Annotated in this window: 22 protein-coding genes and 1 riboswitch; of the genes, 12 read left to right on the forward strand and 10 right to left on the reverse strand. The window is 55.8% G+C overall.

The features are described from left to right. From B2R48_RS05130 to B2R48_RS05155, 6 genes are all read right to left on the reverse strand, one after another. On the reverse strand, positions 1 to 269 hold a 269-nt coding region (locus tag B2R48_RS05130; RefSeq protein ID WP_296998494.1), incomplete at its 3' end, for an SAM-dependent methyltransferase. Next, positions 269 to 2,218 carry a precorrin-3B C(17)-methyltransferase gene (cobJ, locus tag B2R48_RS05135; RefSeq protein WP_349676143.1) on the reverse strand — a complete coding sequence of 650 codons (1,950 nt, stop codon included), beginning with the start codon at positions 2,216 to 2,218 and terminating at the stop codon, positions 269 to 271. The genes cobJ and B2R48_RS05130, both read right to left, overlap by 1 nt. After that, complete coding sequence (gene cobI / locus B2R48_RS05140; RefSeq protein WP_062957165.1) at positions 2,215 to 2,952, reverse strand: precorrin-2 C(20)-methyltransferase; 738 nt, start codon at positions 2,950 to 2,952, stop codon at positions 2,215 to 2,217. Before cobI ends, cobJ begins: the two co-directional genes overlap by 4 nt. Continuing rightward, positions 2,949 to 4,202, reverse strand: a complete 1,254-nt coding sequence (gene cbiE / locus B2R48_RS05145) for a precorrin-6y C5,15-methyltransferase (decarboxylating) subunit CbiE (protein ID WP_296998499.1) — start codon at positions 4,200 to 4,202, stop codon at positions 2,949 to 2,951. The genes cobI and cbiE overlap by 4 nt, the downstream gene beginning before the upstream one ends. Further along, positions 4,199 to 4,882, reverse strand: a complete 684-nt coding sequence (locus B2R48_RS05150; RefSeq protein WP_296998501.1) for a precorrin-8X methylmutase — start codon at positions 4,880 to 4,882, stop codon at positions 4,199 to 4,201. Before B2R48_RS05150 ends, cbiE begins: the two co-directional genes overlap by 4 nt. A gap of 33 nt (positions 4,883 to 4,915) precedes the next feature. After that, positions 4,916 to 5,932, reverse strand: coding sequence for a sirohydrochlorin chelatase (locus B2R48_RS05155; RefSeq protein WP_296998503.1), 1,017 nt, complete (start codon positions 5,930 to 5,932; stop codon positions 4,916 to 4,918). A gap of 455 nt (positions 5,933 to 6,387) precedes the next feature. On the opposite strand from B2R48_RS05155, the gene cbiB reads away from it, so the two are divergent. Together cbiB and B2R48_RS05165 are read left to right on the forward strand one after the other, a co-directional pair. Beyond that, complete coding sequence (gene cbiB, locus B2R48_RS05160) at positions 6,388 to 7,404, forward strand: adenosylcobinamide-phosphate synthase CbiB (protein WP_296998505.1); 1,017 nt, start codon at positions 6,388 to 6,390, stop codon at positions 7,402 to 7,404. Next, on the forward strand, positions 7,401 to 8,036 hold the full coding sequence (locus B2R48_RS05165; RefSeq protein WP_296998507.1) for a nucleotidyltransferase family protein: 636 nt from the start codon (positions 7,401 to 7,403) through the stop codon (positions 8,034 to 8,036). Before cbiB ends, B2R48_RS05165 begins: the two co-directional genes overlap by 4 nt. Here the strand turns inward: B2R48_RS05165 and rfaE1 are convergent. Next, the gene (rfaE1, locus tag B2R48_RS05170) at positions 8,033 to 9,505 is read right to left on the reverse strand and encodes a D-glycero-beta-D-manno-heptose-7-phosphate kinase (RefSeq protein WP_296998509.1); all 1,473 of its coding nucleotides are present in this window, start codon (positions 9,503 to 9,505) and stop codon (positions 8,033 to 8,035) included. The genes B2R48_RS05165 and rfaE1 overlap by 4 nt on opposite strands. 54 nt (positions 9,506 to 9,559) lie before the next feature. Next, a complete protein-coding gene (locus B2R48_RS05175) occupies positions 9,560 to 10,144 on the reverse strand; it encodes a D-sedoheptulose 7-phosphate isomerase (RefSeq protein ID WP_296998510.1) in 585 nt (194 codons plus the stop codon). 341 nt (positions 10,145 to 10,485) lie between these two features. Between B2R48_RS05175 and B2R48_RS05180 the strand changes: the two genes are divergently transcribed. Continuing rightward, entirely contained in the window at positions 10,486 to 11,715 is a 1,230-nt protein-coding gene (locus B2R48_RS05180; protein ID WP_062957172.1) for a hypothetical protein, read from the forward strand. A 47-nt stretch (positions 11,716 to 11,762) separates the two neighbouring features. Here the strand turns inward: B2R48_RS05180 and cobT are convergent, their stop codons facing one another. Beyond that, a complete protein-coding gene (cobT, locus tag B2R48_RS05185) occupies positions 11,763 to 12,797 on the reverse strand; it encodes a nicotinate-nucleotide--dimethylbenzimidazole phosphoribosyltransferase (RefSeq protein ID WP_296998513.1) in 1,035 nt (344 codons plus the stop codon). A gap of 207 nt (positions 12,798 to 13,004) precedes the next feature. Between cobT and cobS the strand changes: the two genes are divergently transcribed. Both cobS and B2R48_RS05195 read left to right on the forward strand, forming a co-directional pair. Continuing rightward, positions 13,005 to 13,817 carry an adenosylcobinamide-GDP ribazoletransferase gene (gene cobS, locus B2R48_RS05190; RefSeq protein WP_296998515.1) on the forward strand — a complete coding sequence of 271 codons (813 nt, stop codon included), beginning with the start codon at positions 13,005 to 13,007 and terminating at the stop codon, positions 13,815 to 13,817. Between the two features lie 32 nt (positions 13,818 to 13,849). Then, on the forward strand, positions 13,850 to 14,452 hold the full coding sequence (locus B2R48_RS05195) for a histidine phosphatase family protein (RefSeq protein WP_296998517.1): 603 nt from the start codon (positions 13,850 to 13,852) through the stop codon (positions 14,450 to 14,452). Positions 14,453 to 14,462: 10 nt separating this feature from the next. On the opposite strand, the gene B2R48_RS05200 is transcribed toward B2R48_RS05195, so the two are convergent. Beyond that, positions 14,463 to 15,116: a hypothetical protein gene (locus B2R48_RS05200; protein ID WP_249742235.1), complete on the reverse strand. Its 654-nt coding sequence runs from the start codon at positions 15,114 to 15,116 to the stop codon at positions 14,463 to 14,465. A gap of 275 nt (positions 15,117 to 15,391) precedes the next feature. Next, positions 15,392 to 15,581, forward strand: a riboswitch (cobalamin riboswitch). Between the two features lie 58 nt (positions 15,582 to 15,639). Between B2R48_RS05200 and cobU the strand changes: the two genes are divergently transcribed. From cobU to B2R48_RS05235, 7 genes are all read left to right on the forward strand, one after another. Next, positions 15,640 to 16,179: a bifunctional adenosylcobinamide kinase/adenosylcobinamide-phosphate guanylyltransferase gene (gene cobU / locus B2R48_RS05205; protein ID WP_062957176.1), complete on the forward strand. Its 540-nt coding sequence runs from the start codon at positions 15,640 to 15,642 to the stop codon at positions 16,177 to 16,179. Between the two features lie 34 nt (positions 16,180 to 16,213). Beyond that, positions 16,214 to 17,254, forward strand: coding sequence for a cobalamin biosynthesis protein CobW (cobW, locus tag B2R48_RS05210; RefSeq protein WP_062957177.1), 1,041 nt, complete (start codon positions 16,214 to 16,216; stop codon positions 17,252 to 17,254). A gap of 100 nt (positions 17,255 to 17,354) precedes the next feature. Continuing rightward, the gene (cobN, locus tag B2R48_RS05215; RefSeq protein WP_296998520.1) at positions 17,355 to 21,119 is read left to right on the forward strand and encodes a cobaltochelatase subunit CobN; all 3,765 of its coding nucleotides are present in this window, start codon (positions 17,355 to 17,357) and stop codon (positions 21,117 to 21,119) included. A gap of 186 nt (positions 21,120 to 21,305) precedes the next feature. Further along, complete coding sequence (locus B2R48_RS05220; protein ID WP_296998522.1) at positions 21,306 to 22,007, forward strand: hypothetical protein; 702 nt, start codon at positions 21,306 to 21,308, stop codon at positions 22,005 to 22,007. 108 nt (positions 22,008 to 22,115) lie between these two features. Continuing rightward, a complete protein-coding gene (locus B2R48_RS05225) occupies positions 22,116 to 22,976 on the forward strand; it encodes an endo alpha-1,4 polygalactosaminidase (RefSeq protein ID WP_296998524.1) in 861 nt (286 codons plus the stop codon). Between the two features lie 52 nt (positions 22,977 to 23,028). Then, positions 23,029 to 23,655 carry a cob(I)yrinic acid a,c-diamide adenosyltransferase gene (gene cobO, locus B2R48_RS05230; RefSeq protein WP_062957381.1) on the forward strand — a complete coding sequence of 209 codons (627 nt, stop codon included), beginning with the start codon at positions 23,029 to 23,031 and terminating at the stop codon, positions 23,653 to 23,655. A 38-nt stretch (positions 23,656 to 23,693) separates the two neighbouring features. Further along, positions 23,694 to 24,214, forward strand: a 521-nt coding sequence (locus B2R48_RS05235; RefSeq protein WP_296998526.1) for a cobyric acid synthase, incomplete at its 3' end; no start/stop codon positions are given.

A 24,214-nucleotide genomic window follows, 5' to 3' on the forward strand; every position in this document is an offset into this window, starting at 1 on the left:
ATTGCGCCATAGATTGACGGATCACCGGAATGAACGCGTGCAACATCCTGTCCCTTGGCGTGGGCGGCCTCGATCTCGGCCATGATTTCATCAAGGTTCATGGGCGCTGTATCGACCACATGTGCACCGTCGGGGGCCGCAGTCACGATTTCTTCGGGCACCAGCGATCCGGCATAGAGGCAGACCGGGCATTTTTCGATCAGGCGCAGGCCGCGCACAGTGATCAGATCCGGGGCGCCAGGACCGGCGCCAATGAAATGAACAGTCATTATTCTGCCCCGCCTTTCTTGGAAGTGTCGTTTTTGGAAGTGTCAGTGCTGCTGTGAACCGGCGCTTTAGCCGCATCCGGGCCCTTTTTGGCATAGCCGCGCGGGGTATAGACCCATTCGTTCTCACCACGTGTGATGTGGCGGCTGTTGCTCGATCCGACCAATACAGTGGTCAGCATATCGACCATATCGACTTCTAGTTTCGCAAGTGGAACGACTGTAATTTCTTCGTCCGGGCGGCCAAGCTGACGGCCGAGAACCACCGGTGTGTCTTCATTGCGGTGTTCAAGCAGGATATCACGCGCCTTGGCCAGAAGATCGCGGCGGCGTTTGGAAACCGGGTTATAGAACGCAATCACGAAATCGCCCTCGGCCGCTGATTTCAGACGGCGCAGGATGTCTTCGCGCGGTGTCAGAAGATCAGATAGCGAAATCGCACAGAAATCATGCCCCAGCGGCGCGCCAATCCGTGATGCCGCCGCTTGAAGGGCGGAAATACCGGGTGATACCTGAACCGCGACCCGGTTCCAGTCCGCGCGATCTTCACGATCCAGCAGCTCAAACACCAGCGTTGCCAGCGCATAAATGCCGGCATCCCCCGACCCGATCAGGGCAACGTCCTTGCCGGTCGCGGCCAGTTCAAGGGCGTGGCGCGCGCGGGCTTCTTCGGCGCCAAGATCGGAATGATGGCAATCCTTGCCGTCAATCAGCGGGCCAAGCAGATCAAGGTACATCTGATAACCGACAATATCGGTTGCGCGACCGATCAGGGCGGTGGCCTCTGGGCTGCGCCAGCCGATCTGGCCCGGACCGATGCCAACAATCGAAAGCCTGCCCTGCGCTTTGCCGACTTTCTTGGGGATGATGTCATCTTGTGACAGGGCGACGGCACAGGTGGACTTCTTGGTCTTGTGTTTGGGGACAATCAGCTTGCCGTTCGGACCGACCGTGGCCAGTGCCGCACCTTCGGCGACACCATGACAGCCGGTCTCGGCAAACACGACGTCTGATGGCGTCACCAGACGGCCTGCCTCGGCCTCAAGGGTTTGGGCATCAAAGAACCGGGCCGGAACGCCCAGACGTTTGGCAAGTTCGTGGACTGCGGCCTCATCGGCCTTTAGATCGATCGAGGTGACGCAGGCAATGGCCTTCGGGCTTAGGCACTGACCAGCCAGTGTTTCCATCACCAGATCATAAAGATCATCGGCCGGGCAGCCGCGCTCACAGCCGACACCAAGTGCCAGGACCGGCGGGTGATAGGTGATTGCGGTTTCCGGTCCGGCATCGCTGGTATCGGATTCATCGGTTGCGCGCGCAGTGGCGGTAATCACGACACTGCCGTCATCAGATTGGGCAATCGCACTGTTGGTCAGCCACGCAGCTGATCCGGCCTCAATCTCAAGGCGGGCAGATGCACCGGCCAGCAGTGCAGCGGTTGCTAGTTTTACGGTCTCGGGTGTGCCCAGTTTCCAGCCTGCTGGTGGTTCATCAAGGGCCAGTCCCAGCATCGCATCGCCCGGCGTGGTGATGGCGGCAAAGCCACCCAGCCGATCTGCCAGATCGCGCGCCAGCCGGTTACCCCCGTGATGCCCGCCCAGAAGCGGGATAAAGGTGTCGCCGGATTCATCGACGGCAATCACGGCTGCGTCCTGCCACTTTCCGCTGAGAAGCGGGGCAAGCGCACGGATCAGAATGCCCGATGCGCACACACCAATGATGACATGCCCGGTCGAAAAGGTTTGTTGCAGATGTGCAATGGTATCGTCAAAGGCCAAATCAACGTCGCGGGTGGAAACACGTGTACGCAGGCCATGGACGGTCGCACCCTGCAGGCTGGATGCGATCTTGCGCGCAGTCGGAAGCGCACGCTGGGTCAGGCAGACCACCGCAATCGGGGCAATCGGATCGGTCGGCAATACGGGATTGTTATTGTTGTGTTGGGCGGTCATCGCCATGCGTCTCCGCGACGGTGGATCAGGATCATGGAAAAGTACGGGGCCTTTGCATCACTTGGCAAATCGCCAAGCGGGACCATTTTCTGGGTTTCAAGTGTCGCACGCTCGATATAGCGCGCCCGATCAGTCAGGCCCAGCTCATCAATCACATCACGGACCTTCGCGAAATGACGGCCCAGTTTTATGATTGCCGCCGCATCGGTTTTGGCCAGCTGTTCGCGCAGGCGATCAGCATCAAGCGGACCGGGAATGACTTGCAGCACATCATTCTTGGCTGCCAGCGGCGCGCCAAGCTGGGCTGCACAGGCCATCATCGAACTGACGCCCGGCACGGTTTTGACCGGATATCCGGCTTCGGCCAGTCGGCCAAACAGATACATGAAGCTGCCATAAAAGAACGGGTCCCCCTCGCACAGCACAGCAACAGTTTTGCCATCTGCCAGATGCTTGCCGATCTCAAGTGCAGCGGCGTCATAGACCGGATCGGCGGGTTTGCCCATTTCAATGCGAATGGCGATTTCAATGCGGCCTTCCGGGATGTGCGGATCTACGATCTGTCGTGCAAGGCTGACGCCATCTTCCAGGGCTGGATAGGCGATGACATCGGCCTTTTGCAGAACGTTATAGGCCTTGAGCGTGATCAGGTCCGGCTCGCCCGGTCCTATGCCAAGCCCATAGGCCGTTCCGGCCACCGTAAGGGGCGTTGCGGGACGTTCCGCACTGCTCATGCTTTTACTCCAAGGTAATGGGTGACCGGGGCCAGATTGCTCCAACCCTTGAAGCCGCCGCGCGGCACCAGCCGGGAAACCGACAGGCGCGTCAGGCTGCCACCGTTTTTATTGTAAAACCGTAATAATTTTTCTTCGCCTTCGAGCGTTACGGTGTTGGCGACCAGCCGACCATGACGCGGTAGCAAATCCCAACAGGTATCAAGCAGACCATCAATGGTGATCCCGCCGCCGATAAAAATGGCATCAGGCCTGGGCAGGCGATCAGCAAAGTTAAGGGCCTCTTCGATGGATTTTTGTTCGACTGCCAGGGTTGGTACGCCAAGCCGGATGGCATTTTTTTGTATCAGGGCGCAGCGTTCAGCGTCGCGTTCAATCGCAACCGCCAGACCACCCATGCGTTTCCATTCAATCGATATGGATCCACATCCAGCCCCCAGATCCCAAAGCACGCCACCCTTGAACGGGGCGAGCGAGGACAGCGTTTGCGCGCGGATCTCGGATTTCGTGATCATGCCGTCATGGACAAAGGCATCATCAGGAAGACCGGGGCCCTTGGGCAGTGGTTTGGCATTTGGTCCGGCTTCCAGATCAATCATGATCAGGTTGAGCGGATCAATCGGTTTGATATCGGGCATGGATGTTGCCCGTGCCTGCCATGTTTGTGCGGTCTGGGTGGTAATGCGTTCTTCCGGACCACCAAGCCGTTCGCATACCGACATACGGCTTTGATCAAAACCGGCCTCACACAGCATGACAGCAACCAGAGCGGGGGTTGATCCATCAGCACTCAGCGCGATCAGCTTGCCATGCGGGCGCAAATGGGCGCGCAGGCTTTCCGGATCGCGACCATGCAGGGTAATGACATCACAATCTGCAAGGGGCCAGCCGAGGCGCGAAGCCGCCAGTGAAATACTCGAAGGTGCCGGGATCGCATGAACCGGTTCGGTTCCGAAATATTTGATCAGTGTATTGCCAACACCGAAATACATCGGATCCCCACTGGCCAGAACCACCGGGTTCTGATCAAGGCAATCTTCAATCAGCGGCAGGTTGGCCTCGAACGGGGTGATCCACTTGTTCCGGGTCGCGGTGTTGGTGCCGGGCAGCATGGCTATATGGCGCGTGCCGCCAAAGATGATGCTGGCTTTTTCAAGGATCTGGCGGGCAAGCGGCGATAGTCCATCATACCCGTCCTCGCCAATACCAATAACCGTGATCCGGCCCTTGATCGGGGATTGTTCATTCATGACAACCCGCCTTTCTTGCGCTCAAGCGTACCGTCGGGTGTGGAACCATCGTCACGTGCCATGCGCGCCAATGCATTGACTGTGGCCGCGGTCACCGCACTGCCGCCAAACCGGCCACGCAGCGTGACAAAAGGAATGCCGTTTGCGTGCGCAATCAGGGCTTCCTTGCTTTCGGTCGCACCAACAAACCCGACGGGCATGCCAATGATCACGGCAGGCTTGGCCATGCGGCCGTCATGGATGGCTTCAAGCAAATGGAAAAGTGCGGTCGGGGCATTGCCAATGGCGATTATTGCGCCTTCGATATGATCATTCCAGCCCTCGACAGCAGCGGCAGAGCGCGTGGTTGCCAGCTTGGCCGCAAGACCATGTGTGTCGCCGTCATTCAAGGTGCACAACACCTCGTTTTCGGTGGGCAAAAGTCGGGAAATGATGCCATGTCGGACCATTTCCGCATCACACAGGATGGGCTTTCCGGCCCGGAGTGCTGCGGTTGCGGTGCGGGCAACATCCCCGCCAAAGGCAATCTGGTCAGCCATTTCAACCATGCCACAGGCATGAATAATGCGTATGGCGATTGGGCGTTCATCCTCTGAAAAGCGCGCAAGCTTTGCCTCCGCCTCGATGGTCGCAAAGCTTTTGGCATAGATTTCCTGCGGGTCACGCAGATAGTCAAACATTGCCGCGCCTTTCAGGGGACAGGGATCGACCGGTCAGGAACCGGTCGGTTTCTTTGCATCGTCGTGATCATGGGCGTGGCTGTGCCCGTGATCATGGCCATGACCGTGATGGTGATGCCCATGGCTGTGGCCATGATGGTGGTGGTGCCCATGATCATGGCTATGCCCGTCGGTGCCGATGCCCATCACATGGTGATGGTGGCCGACCTGAGGGGTGCCGACATCGCCTTCATAGCCAATGATTTGCTCGCGATACTTGCAAAGCTGGCAGTTCATGTTGTTGTCGCCGGTATCAATCTCGGCCAGACGTTCGGCAAAGCTTTCAAGCACCATCGGATGATCCTTGAGGTAACCTGCCTTGATGAATTCAACATCGCCAAATTCAGCCGCGACTTCATCGGTATGGCTATAGATACGGTCAATCAGAATGCCGGCAAACAGGAAGTACGGGAAAACGACAACGCGCTTGTATCCCAGTTTCATCGCCTCGCGCAGGCCCGCATTGACGCGCGGATGGGCAACACCGGAATAGCTGATTTCGGTACGGCCAAAGCCCATGCCTTCCTGAAGCATACGGGCAACCTTATAGACATTGGAATTGGCGTCCGGGTCATTGGTGCCGCGCCCGACCACCATCAACAGGGTGTCTTTGCGATCTACGCTGTCATCAGCACCTTCAAGAGCTTCTTCGATACGTTCCTTTGCCGCCATCAGAAGCTTTGGATCAATGGCAAGATCGCGACCAAACAGCACTTCGATATCGGGATTTTCATGAGCGAAATTGTTCACTTCGCTCGGCAGGTCGTTTTTGACGTGACCGGCGGCAAACAGCATGCCTGGCAGGGCATAGATCTTCTTGTGGCCCATGGCTTTGAGCTTTTCAAAGCCATCACGCAGGATCGGGTGGGCAAATTCGAGAAAGCCGCTTTCGACATCGTATTCGGCCAGATGGGTTTGTTTCATCGCTTCAACCATGGCGTTGAACTGTGAAACCGCGCGCTCGTCGCGCGAACCGTGACCGCAAATCATTACTGCGCCTTTGGGGGACATAAAAGGCTGCTCCTTTGTCTCTCTCAGATGGTGTAATTCGCACGGCATTTTTGCCATGCGGTACCCGATGCCACCCCCGTTTTCACCGATTGGCCTGCGGAATGCAAGCGGCAGCTACGCCAAGATGATGTGCAAGGGGTCTGGGTGAGGAAAATACTACTTATTGTGGGCCGGTAATGGCCGGGTATCGAAGATGTTGTGGGGCGGTGATCGGACTTTCTTTTTTGTTGCCGGTTTTTGTGGTCAGGTCCAGTAGGTGTCAGGACCGTGGTTTGCCTTACGCTGTTCAGGACAGGCAGGATTAATCATGAAGCTGTATGATAAAATAAAATTTCGTATGAAATATTTCTAGCAAACCGAAAACCTGATGGCAAATTCTCTGCTGTGACCGGCACTTAACCCAACACGCCGTCATTCTGATTGACGCTCTGGCGATCACCGCGCACATTGCGGCAATGGAACCGACATTTACCGATTTTCTGATCCCGGAACCTGCGTTTTTCGGGCCGCTTTTTACCATGCTGGTGCTGGCGCTGGTGTTGGACGCGGTGTTTGGTGACTTCCCATGGCTGTTTTCGCGGATCGGACACCCGGTCGTCTGGGTCGGAAATCTGATCGCGTGGTTTGAAAGACGCCTGAACCGCCCAGATCGTAGCAATGCCGATCGGTTACTTCGTGGGACTGTTACCAGCCTGGCTGTCATTGCCGTTGCGGCCGCAGCTGGTGGTCTGGTTCAGTTTGTTTCCTCAATTGGCGACGTTTTCAGGGCACCAGAAGTTTTTTTGGTCGCGGTTTTGATTGCACAAAAGGGCCTTTATCAACACGTAAAGGCCGTATCAGCTGCGCTTAAGAAAGATGGCATTGCTGGCGGCCGCAAAGCGGTTTCAATGATTGTCGGACGCAATCCCGATACGCTTGATGAGGCCGGGGTCAGCCGGGCAGCGATTGAAAGCTGTGCTGAAAACTTTTCTGACGGGGTGGTCGCCCCGCTGTTCTGGTATGTGGTCGGCGGGCCGATTGGTATTTGCGCCTACAAGGCGATCAACACGCTTGATTCGATGATTGGTCATCGTAACCAGCGCTATCTTTATTTCGGGCGCTTCGCCGCGCGCCTTGATGATGTCGCGAACTTTATCCCCGCACGACTTGCCGGAGGCGTGATTTGTCTTGCCGCATTCATCGGGGGTAAAACCAGTGGCAAGGCTGCCTGGAAGACCATGCTGTCGGATGCCAAAAAACACAAATCCCCCAACGCCGGGTGGCAGGAAGCCGCCTTTGCCGGGGCACTTGAAATCGCCCTTGCCGGACCGCGCCAATATGGCAGTGAAGTGGTTGATGATCCCTATATCGGCGATGGTCGCCGCGACCTTGCCGCAAGCGATATCGACCGTGCACTGCGGCTATTCACCACATCGTGTCTGATCAACGGTGCCTGGCCGATTATTCTCAAAGTGATCTGGGTCGGACTATGAGTGCCGGGCAACGCGCCAATGAAATTCCTTTGGACCGCGAGTTCCTTGAAGGCATCCTGCAAAATCGGACCAACAAAATCATTCTCGATCGGTTTTCAGCCTTCGGAATTAAAGACTGGTGGCTAACCGCCGGATGCCTTGCCCAAACCATCTGGAACATCAAGGCCAATCGCGTCCCGGAATCTGATATTGCCGACTATGATCTATTTTATTTCGATCCCGATACGTCATGGCTGGCCGAAGATCATGTGATCGCCCAAGGCGCTGAACTGTTCTCCGATATTCCGGTTTCAATCGAGATTCGCAATCAGGCGCGGGTACCGATCTGGTATCCGGAAAAATTCGGGGTGCCCTATGGGGCTGTGACTGCTGCCAGTGACGGGATTGATCGATTTGCCTATCAGACAAGTGCGATTGGCGTGCGCAAGGATGCGGACAAAGACGGTATCGATGCCTATCGCATATATGCACCATTTGGTCTGTCGGCCGTGATGGAAGGTCGGGTTATCCCAAACACGGCTCTACCGGTAAAAACGGTCTATGAGGCCAAGGTTGCCCGGTGGCAAACAATCTGGCCAGATCTGATGATCTCACCCTGGCCGGAAAAGAACGGTTTGGGGCAGGACGATTAGTCGTTGCCTTTGTTCATCCGGGCGATGGTCGATGTGGTGGAAAAGCCGTCTTCAAGATTGGCCAGAACAACTTTGCCGCCATAGGCCTGAACGATTTCGGCCCCAACAACCTTATCAATGGTGTAATCCGCGCCCTTGACCAGAATGTCTGGCTTGATCGCCGAGATCAGTTCAATCGGCGTGTCCTCACCAAAGATCACCACCCCGCTGACGGTTTCAAGCGATCCGAGCACGGCCGCACGTGCGGCTTCGGATTGAACCGGTCGTGCGTCACCCTTAAGGCGTTTGACCGACGCGTCGGAATTCAGCCCGACGATCAAACGGTCGCAACTTGCGCGTGCCTGTTTGAGAAGGCTGAGATGCCCCGGATGCAGCAGATCAAAGCAGCCATTGGTGAAGCCGACTGTGTATCCCTTGCGCCGCCAGCGTTCTGCACGATCGACCATGCGATCAAGTGGCATCAGTTTCGCTTCCCCGATCATCAGGTCATGATGATGCAGGGTGGAAATGAGCTCGTCAGGGTAAACAACCGCGGTCCCGATCTTGCCAACCACGATCCCTGCGGCAACATTGGCAATGCGCGCGGCATCGGCAAGGCTTGATCCTGCTGCCACAGCTGATGCAAGGCAGGCCACCACCGTGTCGCCAGCGCCGGAAACGTCAAAGACTTCGCGGGCTTCGGTTGGCAGATGCAAAGCATCGCCATCTTTGGTGACAAGGGTCATGCCATCCTGGCTGCGGGTAAGCAGAACGTTCTCTATGCCGCATTCGGTGATAATCTTGGTCGCGGCGGCGACAGCATCTTCGTCGCTATTTACGGCAATACCGGTTGCGGCTTCGGCTTCTGCGCGGTTCGGTGTGACCACCGTTGCCCCGCGATAGATGCTGTAATCACTACCTTTGGGGTCGACAATGATCGGCTTGCCCGCGCTACGCGCTGCTTCGATTGCGGCGGCCACAACATCGGCATGCAAGACACCCTTGCCATAGTCAGACAGGATGATCGCCGCGACATCCGGTGCCAGTTGCCCGGCCAAAGCGGACAGGTTGCTGATGGTGGCTGGCGCGATGTCGTCCGTCGTTTCATTGTCAGATCGCAACAATTGCTGCCCGCCCGCGATATAGCGGGTTTTGATCGTTGTCGGACGGTTGCGCTCGGTCTGGATATAGGGCTCAACGCCTTTGTCATGTGCAACATATTCCATGACTTCCCGACCGGGCAGATCATCGCCGACAAGCGACAGGAACTGAACGGATGCGCCAAGGGCCGTGGCATTGCGTGTGACGTTGCCCGCCCCGCCCAGCATCGCACTTTCGCGCTCAACCCGGATGACCGGAATGGGCGCTTCGGGCGAGATGCGCGTGACTGATCCATAAACAAACCGGTCAAGCATGACATCGCCAATGCACAGGACCTTGGCGTCGGTCAGTTGTTCAACCTGTTGGGCCAGATGGCTAAGATCGGTCATGGTCGCAATTCTTTGTTCTGTCAGAGTATTCGGGCGACTTTGGCAGTCTGCCAGTTATTTTTTCGTCAGGCCAAGTGTGTGTTCAAGGGCACCGACCAGCATCTGGCCAATCTGGATATGCATTTCCTGAATGCGCGCGGTGGTGTTGCTGGGAACGATCATAAGCGGGTCGCACAGACCAACCATGTCGCCACCTGTCTTGCCAGTCCAGCCGGTTGCAATCAGCCCCATTTCCTTGGCCTTTGCCAGACCAAGATTGACGTTCTTGCTGTTACCGGATGTTGAAATGCCAATTGCAACGTCATCGGGGTTACCAAGCGCCTCGATCTGACGTGAAAACAGGTGATCAAACCCGAAATCATTTCCAATTGCGGTCAAGGCGGAGCTGTCGGTGGTCAGCGCAATCGCCGGAAGCGCGCGGCGATCATTGATATAGCGAACCGTGAATTCAGTGGCGATATGCTGGGCGTCGGCAGCCGACCCACCATTGCCAAAGAACAGCAGTTTGTTGCCGTCATTAAGCGCATCGGTGCAAATCTCGACCAGTTCGATAAAGGCATCGCGCGTGGCTTCGCGAGTCTTGTTGACCAGATCAAGATGCTCGTCAAACTCACTGTCGAAAAAGGCTTTGATATCCATGGATAAGTCAGGTCCTGCTCGCTAATTCGTCTCGGCCGTGTTTCGCAATCAGATCGCGGAAATATTCGAAGACCGGAAGGGGCTAAACATGTGCATATGTCGCCACATATCGTCTTTAACCTTATCGCTCTGATATCAAAACGGGCTGAAACTAGCAGCTTGGTTGGTGGAAAGCTACGACTTATCTATTGGTCGACATGTCTGAAATTGCCCGATATTCGCGTTTGGTTTCAATATCCATGAATGCTAAATACATAACCTGTTAATGGACCGGCGTTATCGTGGTTCGGGCAGGTTAGCGGCTGTTACTCCGTCAAAACAATCTTCTGGTTATTGCATTTATGTCTGATAGCTCAATTCCATCGCCCGAAGCCTTCCTCGTTGACTATGTGCGACGCCTTGAGCGGCGCAAGGAAGGCGTTGGCGCGATTCATGTGCATTTTTCCAAATTGTTGCCCTTTAACCGCCGCGACCATCACATCAGAACCGCGATTACCGCTTTTGAAGAAATTGTACCGGAAGTAACCGGGCGCATTTTTACGCTGTCGAACCAGGACCTGATTTTCATCTTTGATGCCGCCGAGATGGACGAGGTGAATGCGGTCATTTTCCGCCTGAAATTCCTGTTCAATGACGATCCGCTGATCAGTGACGGCAAGGATGAAAGCGGCGCGCCGGCAACCTTCACCGACTATTACGATGTCGGCCAGCAATATAAGGAATTCCTGCATCTGACTCAGATGCTGGTGCGCGCGAATGCCAATCGCCCGAAGGTGGTAAGCAAGGCGGCCGAGCGTCACAATGACCATCCGGAACTTAGCGATGACCGTGCGCCACTGACGCCAAAGATCCTTGGCCGGATCGATGAATCCCTGCGCCGGGCCGATTTGTCCAACCTGATGCGCCGCCAGGCGATTTGTGCCGTGGTTGGTGATGCCCACCCGACACCGGTTTTCCATGAATTGTTCATTTCAATCAAGGATCTGCAGGAAACCCTGCTGCCCGATGTCAATGTGTTGTCAAACCGCTGGCTGTTTCAGCATCTGACAGAAATTCTTGATCGACGCATGTTGTCGCTTTTAACGCGCTCCAATGATGCATCGGTGACTGGCTCTGTCAGTATCAATCTGAACGTATCAACATTGCTGTCCCCGGACTTCCTGACATTTGACAGTAACGTCAAGGCAGGTCAGCGCGGAACAATCGTTCTGGAACTTCAGAAGATCGATATCTTTGCTGATTTGGGCGCATTCTTCTTTGCACGGGATTTCTGTCGGGATCGCGGTTACCGCATCTGCATTGATGGCATCAGTTACCTGTCGCTGCCCTATATCAATCGTAACAAGCTTGGCGTTGATATGATCAAGATGCTGTGGGATCCGGAAATGGAAAACATGGATGAAGAGCATCGCGAAGCCATGCGTGCGGCCGTGGCCGAGTCAGGTGACACCCGTGTCATTCTGTGTCGTTGCGATGATGAACGTGCCATCAAGTTTGGTCATTCGATCAATATCACCATGTTCCAGGGCCGCCATGTGGAGCATCTGATGAACGAACGAACAAAAAAATAGCGCCGGAAACGCGGCGCTATTTGGTTCTTGTGATGACATCAGCTGGCTTAGGCACCGTCCTTGCCATCAATTCCCGCCTTTTCAAATGTCGCCATACCGGTGTGACATTCAGCAGCCGCCCTCAAAAGCGGAATGGCAAGTGCCGCCCCCGACCCTTCGCCAAGGCGCATGCCGAAATCAATCAGCGCCTGCTTGCCCAGTTTATCAATCAGACGGGTGTGGCCCGGTTCTGCCGATACATGCCCGATCAGGCAGTGATCAAGTGCATCGGCGCGCATCGCTGCCAAAACCGCGCCTGCGGCACATGAAACATAACCATCCAGCAAAACCGGAACCCGCGAAAAGCGTGCCGCAATGATCGCACCGGCCATGGCCGCAATTTCACGTCCCCCGACACAGCGCAGAACATCCAAACCGTCATGCATCTGGTTCTTGTGCAGGATGATCGCATCACCCACAACACGCGTTTTGCGGTCAAGGGTTGTGTCATCAATCCCGGTACCGCGACCAGTCCAGTCGCTGGCATTTCCGCCATAAAGCGCGTGGGCGATGGCGGCGGCCGACGTGGTGTTGCCAATGCCCATTTCGCCGGGCACAAAAAGATCCAGTCCCTTTTCGATGGCGCTCATGCCAAAAGCCATCGCTTCGGCACAGCCCTCGTCATCCATCGCAGGTTCATTGGCAAAATCGTTTGTCGGTACTTCAAGTGCGACTTCCATAACGCGAAGTTCTGCATCGACAGACTTGCAGATCTGGTTGATTGCAGCCCCGCCATTAATAAAGTTCTCGACCATCTGCTGGTTAACACTGGCCGGGAAGGCCGAAACGCCCTGTGCAACAACACCATGACTGCCAGCAAAGACCGTAACACGGGGGCGTGACATGCGCGGGCGCGATGTTCCCTGCCACCCGGCGAGCCACATGCTGAAATCTTCAAGTCGTCCAAGCGATCCAGCAGGCTTGGTCAATGTTGGTTCGCGTTCGGCAACGGCGGCCTGTGCATCCTGATCGACATCGGGAAGTTCGGCCAGCATGGCGCGAATTTCCTCAAGGTTTTGTGGCGGGTGTTTCGGGTTGAACATGTGGGTCTCCGGCTGGCGGCAAAGGTGCCTGGGTCCTGGCTGTCGTGTGTTCCGCTTGGCTTCCGGGATGGGAATGATTAGGCTCGGAAACCAGTTGTCTAAGACGGCTCAGAAAGTCAGCCCAAACTAGGCCCGGGCGTGGCAGATTGCCAGTTTGAAAATCGGAAATTTATGATATCCAAAGATCATAACCAAAACGAAACAAATATGCAAAGCGCAGATTCATCGAAAAATGATGGCGCGAACGCCGCCGTTGACGCACCAGTCAAGACATCTGTGATTTCTGATTTCTGGCGTGCCTTGGCCTTGCTAAGCCGTGTGCCGGTGCATGGAATTGACGATTTCCGCGCCGAGCTGATTGCAAGATCCGTCTGGTCCTGGCCACTGGTTGGGTTGTTGCTGGCCGGATTTGCCATGCTGCCAGCGATGCTGGTTTATCAATTGACGGAAAATATCCTGATATTCGCGATCATTGCCCTGGCAGGCATGGTGCTTTTGACTGGCTGCATGCACGAAGACGGTATGGCTGACTGCGCGGACGGATTTGGTGGCGGGTTTGAACGTGCGCGCAAACTGGAAATCATGCGCGACAGTCAAATCGGTACCTATGGCGTCGTCGCCCTTATCTTGTGTTTTGGGCTGCGACTTGTCCTGATGTCTGTGGCCGGTGACGGCGGGCAGGCTGCGATCCTGTTTCTGGTTATGGCGATATCATCGCGTGCAGCCATGCCGATCATGATGCATATCCTGCCCCCTGCGCGTAACGACGGTTTGGGCAAAGGTGCGGGAACACCAAGCCTGATGATGGTCGGGCTTGCGGTGCTCATCGCTGCGATCCTGGCGTTCGTTTTGACGGGTTTGGCCACAACCGTTGTGGTTCTGGCTGGTGCGTTTTTGGCTGTTGGTCTTGTGGCGATGGTGGCGAAATGGCAAATCGGTGGCCAGACGGGTGATGTTTTGGGCGCAACCCAGTTGCTAAGCGAACTTTTTGTCGGAATTGCCTTTGTCGCGGTCATCTGACGATCTGGGCAAGAAAAGGGGATACGAACCCAATGAAAACAACAAGATGGTGGTTGGTGCGTCATGCCCCGGTCCAAAACCCCGAACGTCTGGTTTATGGCCAAAGTGACATGCCAGCGGATCTTTCCGATGAAAAGGCGATCAACACTCTTGCCCGGCAATTGCCAGCATCTGCGACGTGGGTGACCAGCCACCTGTCGCGTACACAGGATACGGCGCGTAGCCTGCAACGTTTCATGGAAGCAGACCATGCGTTGCAGGCAGAAAGCGGATTTGCCGAGCAGCACTTTGGTGACTGGGAGCTGCAGAACTGGAACGATTTGCCCAAGGGTGAAACAACGCGTTTCTGGACCGATTTCGCCCGGCAGCACCCCCCGAAGGGTGAAAGTTTCGCCGATGTTGTCGGGCGTGTTGGTCCGGTCTTTTCCCGGTTAAATGATGCATTTGCCGGTCGCGATATCGTGGCTGTCATTCATGGCGGGACGGTGCGCGCCATATTGGCCAATGCCTTGGGCTTGTCGCTTGAAACGGCATTGGCCTTTCATGTCGATACGTTGGGTTTGACCAAACTTGAATTCATCGACGATGTCGACGAACCCGGCTGGCGTGTGACCGCGGTCAATCAGCGATTTTAAGGTTTCGTCCCTATGCGGATGCGAGTTCGATGTCCGATGCCATGTCATCGAGCGCGTGTTCAGCCAGATAGCGGTCCACCATATCCGGCTCAAGGTCATGGTTTTCGCAAATATCGAATACATCGCGCAGATAGGCCTGATAATACGGGACAGGTCGGCTGCGTGATTTGGCCCGCAATTTGGCGACATTCGGGAAATCCGCCGCAAAGGATGCGCTTTCGATTGCCTGAATGATGGTGTCGTCAATGATGGCAGCTGGCATACCGCAATAGGTTTTGCCACAGGCAGACAGCATCTTGCTGGCAGTCGGAACGGAAATGCCCGGCTGCGCAAGCAATTCGTTCAATTCATCGTTCCCGAAGTCGGAAATCGACATCAGCGTTACAAGCGTCGGCATATCGCGAACAAGCAGCGATAATGCGTTCACGCGAATGCCGCGTTCATGGGACCAGATGATGGAGGCGATCACCCCCTTCGAGGCATCCTGAGCAAAAATTTCCCGAACGTCGCGCCGTGCCAGCGTGATTTCGCCCTCAATCGCATATTCTTCCAGGAAGTCCTGAAAGGATCTGTCCGGACTGTTCAGGCGACCAAGCAATCCCAGCCACATGTCCTTGCGAGAGGAAGTGGTCCAGGTTGGCGCAGTCGACTGTCGGATTTTCAATAGGTGAGACCGTATAGCCATTTGTGCTCACAAACTTCCAGATTACCCCAAGAGTTTTGGCGCAGATTTTTCTGCTGCCAGCCGGGTGCTTGTTCTTTTGTTCCCGGTTTTGCGCGAGATTGCGGATTTTTCCGTCTGTAGTTTCAGCGCGACGTCTTGATGTTGTCTGAAATGGTAGGGGCCCTCAAGCAGACAATTCTTACAAATACTGACCTTCCGGTTAGGTCGTGTGTATCAGACAGCTTGAAGGGCCGAGATTGACCTTTGGCATTTATGGCAAACCTGCTAGGTTCGGCGCACCGTTCGGTGATGGGAAATCGGTGCAAGGCCGATGCTGCCCCCGCAACTGTATCGGGTTGGGCGATCCGGGTCGGCGCGTGGCGCCAGACCAGCCACCGGGCAACCGGGAAGGCGGACCGCTTTCATGCCCGCAGCCAGGAAACCTGCCGAAGGTGTCACTATTCTTTAGAAGGTGGCGACGCAATCGGGCCTCGGTGGGAGGCCATGGCGAGGAATAAACGGGATGACCCAGATTTTACCCCCTGACGGCCCCTCTGGCGGGACGCATCTGATCCTTGGTGGGGCGCGATCCGGCAAAAGCCGGTTTGCCGAAAACATTATCAATCACGCAGGTGGTGGCACATATATCGCAACCGGGCGGGCCTGGGATGATGAAATGGCCAACCGCATCGATCTTCACAAACAATCGCGCGGCGATCTCTGGCAGACAGTGGAAGAACCGCTTGAACTCTGCGCTGCCTTACAGACCTGTAATGTCACGGGTGGCAAACCGGTTCTGGTCGATTGCCTGACCTTGTGGCTGACCAATCTCATGCTCGAAGACCGCGATATTGACGCCGAGACTGAGGCCCTTTGCGATCTGGTGCCGAAACTTGTTGTGCCGGTGCTTCTGGTCTCAAACGAGGTCGGCTTTGGCATCGTGCCGGAAAATGCGATGGCACGGGCCTTTCGGGATCATGCCGGGCGCCTGCATCAACGCATCGCCGAACTGGCCGACAAGGTGACCCTTGTGGTGGCCGGCATACCGATGCAGGTCAAATAGCAACATAAAGAATTGAATTTTAAGGACTTTACAAATGGCACAATTGGGCAAAATCCCCGCAACCGTCATTACCGGTTTTCTGGGGGCAGGCAAAACAACGATGATCCGCAACATGCTGGAAAATGCTGATGGCAAACGCATTGCGCTGATTATCAATGAGTTTGGCGATCTCGGTGTGGATCGCGGCATCATCAATGGCTGCGGTATCGAAGGTTGCGAAGAAGATGATGTGGTTGAACTGGCCAATGGCTGCATCTGCTGCACGGTGGCAGATGACTTTCTGCCAACCATCCAGAACCTGATTGATCGTGAAACACCACCTGACCATATCGTTATCGAAACATCTGGCCTTGCCCTGCCAAAACCCTTGGTAAAGGCGTTTAACTGGCCCGAAGTCCGGTCGCGTGTGACGGTTGATGGTGTGGTAGCCGTTCTTGATGGTGCAGCGTTGCGCGATGGTCTTTTTGCCCATGATCATCACGCGGTACAGGCCCAGCGCGAAGCCGATGACAATCTGGATCATGAAAGCCCGCTTGAGGAACTGTTCGAAGAACAACTTCACTGTGCGGATATGGTGGTTCTGAACAAGACGGACCTTCTGACCGATGCTGAACGCAGCAAGGTCGAAGCCGATATCCGTGCAGAATTGAAAAAGCCGTCGGTCAAGATTATCGCAACTGACCATTCACGGGTGGAAAATGCCATCCTGCTGGGTCTGGGGGCTGCTGCCGAGGATGACCTTGATAGCCGACCGAGCCATCATGACGATGGTCACGAACACGACCATGACGATTTCGACAGTTTCGTTGTCTCGCTTGATGCGATCAGCGATCCGGCGACGCTTGAGAAGCGCCTGATTGATGTTGTGCGCCAATTTGATGTTTTGCGGATCAAGGGATTCCTGGATGTGCCGGGCAAACCGATGCGCCATGTGGTTCAGGGGGTTGGCGAACGTTTCCAGCGCTATTTCGACCGTCCGTGGGCGGATGGCGAAACCCGCCGTTCCGAACTGGTCGTGATTGGTCTGCATGGTCTGGACCGTGCAGCGATTGAAGCCGCCATCAAGGCCGCCTGAATCCATTCGACCTGATGAAACTTGGCTGAGACCGGATGGATTTTTACATCCGGTCTTGGTCGCCTTTTCGACGTAACGACGCAAGAATACGGATCCCCAAATGCATCTATTGGCAGCCCAGCCCGGAATGGTCACGGATGGCAGCGAGGCCGTCGACCTTGGACAGCAACCCGGCGATGTGGTGATCCTGTCTGCGGCCGAGTCTGAGCTGGCCTGCCTTGCCGGGGCACAAGGGCGTCTAGTGGATGCATTCGGCGATCAAACCCCGTCCTTGCGTCTGGCAAGCTTGCTGCAGCTTGGCCATAACATGTCAGTTGATCTTTATATCGAAGATGTGCTTTCCGATGCCAAATTCATCATCGTTCGCATTCTGGGCGGGCGCGGTTATTGGGATTACGGTATCGAACAACTGGTTGCCCTTGCGCGTGCCAAAGACATTCCCTTGGTCCTGTTGCCCGGCGATGATCAACCCGATGCAGAACTTTTGTCGCTTTCGACCGTCAAGGGGCGCGAATATCAGAATATCTGGCGTTACCTGATCGAGGGCGGACCGCAAAATTCCGAGAATTTACTTCGCCTTATATACGAAAACTTAAATTCAAGCGTGAACTGGAACTGGTCACCTGCCGCGCCACTGGTCAAGGCCGGGGGCTATTGGCCCGGCAAGGCGCAGGCAAGCCTTGATGAAATCCGGGTTAACTGGATTGAAAATCAACCGGTTACGCCGATTATCTTCTATCGTTCACTGGTACAGGCCGCCAATCTGGATGTTGTTGACGCGCTGGTTGAGGAACTTTGTGCCAATGGTCTGAATCCATTGCCAATTTTTGTCGCCAGTCTCAAGGATCCGGTGGCAGCGGCATTGGTCGAGGACTGGCTGGCAGAAACCAGTGCGGATTTGATCCTGAATACCACCGGGTTTGCGATATCTGTTCCGGGATCAGAACGAAAAAATGGTCCGTTTGACGCGGTGGATGCCCCGGTCTTTCAGGTGGTGCTGTCGGGTGGTGGCGAAGAAGCCTGGCGTGAAGGTGTGAATGGTCTGGCCGCGCGTGATATTGCGATGAATGTCGCCCTGCCCGAAGTCGATGGCCGTATCCTTTCACGTGCTGTGTCGTTCAAGGGATCGGCTGGCAAGGATGACCTGACCCAGATTGATCTGGTGAAATACATCCCGGTCCGTGATCGTGTTGCCTTTACTGCCGAGCTTGCCGCCAACTGGGTACGCTTGCGCAAATCGGATACTGCTTCGCGCAAGGTGGCGATGGTCATGGCGAACTATCCCAACAAGGATGCCCGCCTTGGCAACGGGGTCGGGCTTGATACCCCGGCCGGCATGATCGAAACACTTCGCGCGATGCAGGGCGAAGGATACAGTATCAATGATCTGCCGGAAGATGGCGACGCCTTGATTGCTGCGATCAAGGCCGGGCCGACCAACGATTTCAAATCCCTTGCTGATCGCGAAATTCGCGTGACCTTGTCTCGCACGGACTACCAAAAGGCGTTTGATGCGCTGCCACCGGCCATCCGGGATCAGGTAATTGAGGCCTGGGGCGACCCAATGAATGATCCGTTCTATCTGGCGGGTCAGGATGCCTTTGCGCTTTCCATCCTGCCGCTTGGCAATGTGGTGATCGGGTTGCAGCCCGCGCGTGGCTATAACATCGATCCGCTTGAAAGCTATCACTCGCCCGATCTGGTGCCGCCGCACAACTATTTCGCCTTTTATATCTGGCTGCGTCATGTGTTTGGCGTCGATGCGATCATTCACTTTGGAAAGCATGGCAATATGGAATGGTTGCCGGGCAAGTCGCTGGCGCTGTCCAAGGATTGCTTCCCGGAGGCCGTTTTTGGTCCGACCCCGCATTTCTATCCATTCATCGTCAATGATCCGGGTGAAGGCACACAGGCCAAACGCCGCGCCCAGGCGGTGATCCTTGATCATTTGACCCCGCCTTTAACCCGGGCGGAGAGCTATGGGCCGCTCAAGGATCTCGAAGCGCTGGTCGATGAATACTATGATGCTGCCGCGGTTGATCCCCGCCGTCTTGTGATCCTCAAACGCGACATCCTTGAACTGGCGATCCGCATCGGCCTTGACCGTGATTGCGGCATCGAGGTGGGCGAGGACGAAGAAAGCGCACTGGCCAAGCTTGATAACTATCTGTGCGAACTGAAAGAACTGCAGATCCGTGACGGGTTGCATATCTATGGCAAGGCCCCGGATGGCGATCTTTTGACCGATCTTCTGGTCGCACTTGCACGGCTACCGCGTGGTGCGGACACCGGCCCCAAGGCATCCCTGCATCGTGCGATTGCCAGGGATATCCTTGATGATCCTGCCTTTGATCCGCTTGATTGCGCCTTTGCCGAATTCTGGCCGGGCGCCAAGCCCGAAATACTCGCGCACTATGACGGCGAAGATATCGGACCATGGCGCACCACCGGCGATACCGTGGAACGGATCGAGCTTTTGGCACGTGATCTGGTCAGGGGAACGGTGAAGGCCGATCCGGCGTGGCCAGCCATCTGTGACGTTATTTCTGATATCGAAATGAATATTCGCCCGGCGGTTGTTGGTTGCGGCCCGGCCGAGGTCGAAGGCCTTTTGCGGGGTCTTGCAGGCAAGTTCGTTGAACCCGGACCATCTGGCGCGCCGACCCGCGGCCGGCCGGATGTGTTGCCGACCGGGCGCAATTTCTATTCGGTTGATACCCGTACCGTGCCAACCCCGGCGGCCTGGCAGTTGGGCTGGAAATCAGCGGAATTGCTGCTGGAACGCCATGTGCAGGATCACGGCGAATGGCCAGCGGCGCTGGGGCTTTCGGTCTGGGGTACGAGCAATATGCGTACTGGTGGCGATGATATCGCGCAGGCGCTTGCCCTGATGGGGGTACGCCCGACCTGGGATAGTGCATCACGCCGGGTCACCGGTTTTGAAATCATGCCGGCATCGGTGCTGGGGCGTCCGCGTGTTGACGTCACCTTGCGGATTTCTGGCTTCTTCCGCGATGCCTTTCCCGGCCTGATAGATCTGTTTGACAGTGTAGTAAGGGCGGTGGCCGACCAAGCTGATGAACCCGATGACGCCAATCCGATTGCCGTGCGTGTGCGGACCGAAACCGAAAAACTTCGCGCAAAGGGAATGGATCAGGATCAGGCCGCCCGACAAGCGGGCTTCCGGGTGTTTGGTTCCAAACCCGGCGCCTATGGGGCCGGTTTGCAGGCGATGATTGATGAAAAACTCTGGGAAGATGAAGACGATCTTGCCGATGCCTACCTTGCCTGGGGCAGCTATGCCTATGGCAACGGTGCCGAAGGCACGGCGGCACGCGATCTGTTTGAAACCCGCCTCAGTAAGGTCGATGCGATTGTCCACAATCAGGATAACCGCGAACATGATCTGCTGGATTCCGATGACTATTATCAGTTCGAAGGCGGAATGACATCGGCTGTGCGTAGTTTATCAGGCAAGCAGCCAACGGTTTATCACAGCGACCATTCCCGTCCCGAAAGCCCGAAGATCCGGACACTCGAAGAAGAAATTGCACGTGTTGTTCGGGCGCGTGTGGTGAACCCCAAATGGATCAAGGGGGTAATGCGCCACGGCTACAAGGGCGCGTTCGAGATGGCGGCAACAGTCGATTACATGTTTGCCTTTGCTGCCACAGCACGTTGCGTCGCTGATCATCACTTTGATCTGGTCTATGACGCTTATCTTGGCGATGCAGAGGTACGCGATTTCATCGCCGATCATAATCCTGACGCGCTTCAAGATATCAAGGACCGCCTGCGTGAGGCAATTGAGCGCGGGCTGTGGCAGCCGCGCCGCAACAGTGTTTCCGCCGATCTGGTGCCATAATCTGTCAACTGATGCTTGTCATTGGAATCACGGGAATTTTACCGTGGGAACAAACCGGGCAGTTGAAACGTTACGTTTTCGCACCATATCTCAATTAACCAACTGTTAATAAGTTGTGAGGGACGGGGCACCCCTATCGGATCGCCTGCATGGGAAGCAGGTTGATTGAACAGATCGGAGGCCGCGATGGATATCAAGACCAACGTTCGTTTGCCTGATTATCTGCAAACTCCAATACCCGCCCATGGGCGGCATGCAGATATCGTCAACTTCCTGCTTTCTGACTTTGACATGCCTGAATGGTTGCGTGCGGACTTGCACGGCGATGGACGCTATCGCCCGGCGCGTGGTGCCATTCGCGCAGTGCTGGACGTGCGCGAACACTTTAACGGTGTGCACCGGCCAGTGACGTTTGACGAGTTTCATGCTGGCATGACAGAGCTTGCCCACCATCTTCCGGGTCCCGATCAGACCAAATTTGAAATCAACGCCAAGGTGAAGATTTACTGGCGCTACCTGCAAGGGGTCGAACGCCAGGTTTGGCGCACGGCCATTGCTGTTGCCCATCTGCGTATGGATCACTTCCCGGTGGTGCGTGAATTCAAAACTCTCATTGAACAGGTCGCAATCAGCCGCGACTGGCTGGAAAAACGCCTAGAGTTGGTTGAGAAAAGCTTCCAGAGTCCGGCAGCAGCGCGCAACGACGCCGTTCGCAAGGCCCTGCATCGTTTGCGCCGCATGTCACCCGGTGATCGTCTGCAACTGTTTAACAAGGCCCGGATGCGCCGCCCGGAATTGCGCAATATCGATATGCGTGAACCCGATAAATGGGCTGATCTGGTGACTGGCGATCTTGGATTGACCACCGGCGACAGTGCCAGCATGTAACGCCGAGTGGCTTTGGTTTGCAGTCACAAGATAAAGGAACAGCGCGATCCTTGGGGTCGCGCTTTTCTTTTGCGGGATTGTCTTAAGGCAGGCATGCGGGCAAACTTGATGCCCAATATCTCAGGGCAGGCACATCGCGTGAAGAACTTGATTTCAATATTCTTTTGGCTCCCGTGGCTCCCGGCTTTGGCCTTCGTCGGCCTTCTTTGGCAGGGAACACCCGCAACAGCCGCGGATGGTAAGGATTGGGCGCCTGTCCCGACCGGACCGTTCCACTGGCAACTGCAAGGGGTGCTTGACGTCGATCCCTCCATCCGGGTCGTGGGCGGGGATCTTTTCGATATATCAGCTGATCAGGTCGCCGCATGGCGTACTGCCGGGCATTATCCGATTTGTTATGTCAATGTCGGCGCGGTCGAGGATTGGCGCGATGATGCGCAGGACTTTCCAAGCGATGTGATTGGTGCGCCCTATTGGGGGTGGGATGGCGAAAACTGGCTTGATATCAGCCGGTTTGAACGCTTTGTCGATGTTATCAGGGCACGTCTTGATCTGTGCCGCGACAAGGGGTTTCTGGCAATTGAGCCTGACAACATAGACGCCTATGAAGCCGACCAAAGCAGCAAGCCGACAGGCTTTGACATTTCGCGCACCGATCAGCTGCGCTATGTGAACTGGCTCATCAAGGAGGCCCATATACGTGGCCTTGCCATCGGGCAGAAAAATGCTGCTGACCTTGTACCAGATCTGGTCGACCGGATGGATTTTGCCCTTCTGGAGTCAGCTTACCGCCTTGGCTTTATGGGGGAATTTGACCCCTATGTTGATCAAGGAAAGCCTGTTTTTGCCGTCGAATATCTTGATGAAGGCGCAGATGCGATGGCCTTTTGCCCGGCTGCGGACGCGCACGGATTTCAGGGCATAATTGCGCGCATCGACCTTGATCAGACACCGCAAAACTGCCCTTGAGCCCAAGCTGCTTTCGCTGCATTCTGTGGCGGCATTTCAAAGGGAAGAAACAATGACCGACAAAAGCCAGCCAGACGTCGATATTAACGCGCGCCATGATGAAAAAATGAAGAAAATCAAGGCCGCGCGCGACAAGATGATGGCCCAGAAGATCGACAAAAAGGGCCTGATCATTGTCCATACCGGCAAGGGCAAGGGCAAGTCATCCTCCGCCTTTGGCATGGCGATGCGCTGTGTCGGCCATGACATGAAAGTCGGCGTTGTCCAGTTCATCAAGGGTGGCTGGGAAACTGGCGAGGCAAAGCTTCTGAAAAAGTTCCCCGATCTTTGTGAATTCCATGCCATGGGGGCGGGCTTTACCTGGGAAACCCAGAACCGCGCACAGGATGTCGCACTGGCGCGCGAAGCATGGGGCAAGGCGTTGGAAATGCTACGTGATCCAAGCTATTCGATGGTGATCCTGGACGAGATCAACATCGTTCTGCGCTATGATTTCCTGCCGCTTGATGACGTGCTTGAAGCACTCGCCAACAAATTGCCAGATCAACACATTGTCCTGACCGGGCGTAACGCCCCGGATACTTTGATCGAGGCGGCCGATCTGGTCACGGAAATGACAATGGTCAAACACCCGTTCCGTGAACAGGGCATCAAGGCACAGATCGGCGTTGAATTCTGATCCGGCTTGATCATCTGAAAGAAAGTTTTGAAACCGGAATGAGTGTGCAATCCGTTCCCGCCCTGATGTTGCAAGGTACCGGTTCCGATGTCGGGAAATCCTTGCTGGTGGCCGGATTGTGCCGGGCCTATGCGCGTCGGGGCCTTCGGGTGCGCCCGTTCAAACCGCAAAACATGTCCAATAACGCTGCTGTCACCGATGACGGTGGCGAGATCGGCCGTGCGCAGGCTCTTCAGGCACGTGCGGCGGGTGTTGCGACATCCATCCATATGAACCCTGTCCTTTTGAAGCCGCAAAGTGATATCGGCGCGCAGGTGGTCGTGCAGGGCAAAGTCATGACCAGTGCCAAGGCGCGCGATTATTATCGCCTCAAACGCGATCTGTTGCCCAAGGTGGTCGAAAGCTTCGAGGTTATGGCACGTGATGCCGACCTTGTCTTGATCGAAGGCGCCGGGTCCCCGGCCGAGGTAAACTTGCGCGCATCCGACATTGCCAATATGGGCTTTGCCGAGGCCATTGGTGTGCCCGTCATTCTGGTCGGCGATATTGATCGTGGCGG

It is taken from the genome of Thalassospira sp. UBA848 (assembly GCF_002295455.1).
Classification (GTDB): Bacteria; Pseudomonadota; Alphaproteobacteria; order Rhodospirillales; family Thalassospiraceae; genus Thalassospira.

Bases quoted from the DNA above. Each gene is read 5' to 3' on its own strand.
- rfaE1 (WP_296998509.1), bottom strand. From the start codon at position 9,505: ATGACCGATCTTAGCCATCTGGCCCAACAGGTTGAACAACTGACCGAC.
- cobO (WP_062957381.1), top strand. From the start codon at position 23,029: ATGACCGACAAAAGCCAGCCAGACGTCGATATTAACGCGCGCCATGAT.
- B2R48_RS05165 (WP_296998507.1), top strand. From the start codon at position 7,401: ATGAGTGCCGGGCAACGCGCCAATGAAATTCCTTTGGACCGCGAGTTC.
- cobW (WP_062957177.1), top strand. From the start codon at position 16,214: ATGGCACAATTGGGCAAAATCCCCGCAACCGTCATTACCGGTTTTCTG.
- B2R48_RS05195 (WP_296998517.1), top strand. From the start codon at position 13,850: ATGAAAACAACAAGATGGTGGTTGGTGCGTCATGCCCCGGTCCAAAAC.
- cbiB (WP_296998505.1), top strand. From the start codon at position 6,388: ATGGAACCGACATTTACCGATTTTCTGATCCCGGAACCTGCGTTTTTC.
- B2R48_RS05225 (WP_296998524.1), top strand. From the start codon at position 22,116: ATGCCCAATATCTCAGGGCAGGCACATCGCGTGAAGAACTTGATTTCA.
- B2R48_RS05150 (WP_296998501.1), bottom strand. From the start codon at position 4,882: ATGTTTGACTATCTGCGTGACCCGCAGGAAATCTATGCCAAAAGCTTT.
- B2R48_RS05175 (WP_296998510.1), bottom strand. From the start codon at position 10,144: ATGGATATCAAAGCCTTTTTCGACAGTGAGTTTGACGAGCATCTTGAT.
- cobN (WP_296998520.1), top strand. From the start codon at position 17,355: ATGCATCTATTGGCAGCCCAGCCCGGAATGGTCACGGATGGCAGCGAG.
- B2R48_RS05220 (WP_296998522.1), top strand. From the start codon at position 21,306: ATGGATATCAAGACCAACGTTCGTTTGCCTGATTATCTGCAAACTCCA.
- cobJ (WP_349676143.1), bottom strand. From the start codon at position 2,218: ATGACCGCCCAACACAACAATAACAATCCCGTATTGCCGACCGATCCG.
- cobS (WP_296998515.1), top strand. From the start codon at position 13,005: ATGCAAAGCGCAGATTCATCGAAAAATGATGGCGCGAACGCCGCCGTT.
- B2R48_RS05180 (WP_062957172.1), top strand. From the start codon at position 10,486: ATGTCTGATAGCTCAATTCCATCGCCCGAAGCCTTCCTCGTTGACTAT.
- cobT (WP_296998513.1), bottom strand. From the start codon at position 12,797: ATGTTCAACCCGAAACACCCGCCACAAAACCTTGAGGAAATTCGCGCC.
- cbiE (WP_296998499.1), bottom strand. From the start codon at position 4,202: ATGAATGAACAATCCCCGATCAAGGGCCGGATCACGGTTATTGGTATT.
- B2R48_RS05155 (WP_296998503.1), bottom strand. From the start codon at position 5,932: ATGTCCCCCAAAGGCGCAGTAATGATTTGCGGTCACGGTTCGCGCGAC.
- cobI (WP_062957165.1), bottom strand. From the start codon at position 2,952: ATGAGCAGTGCGGAACGTCCCGCAACGCCCCTTACGGTGGCCGGAACG.
- cobU (WP_062957176.1), top strand. From the start codon at position 15,640: ATGACCCAGATTTTACCCCCTGACGGCCCCTCTGGCGGGACGCATCTG.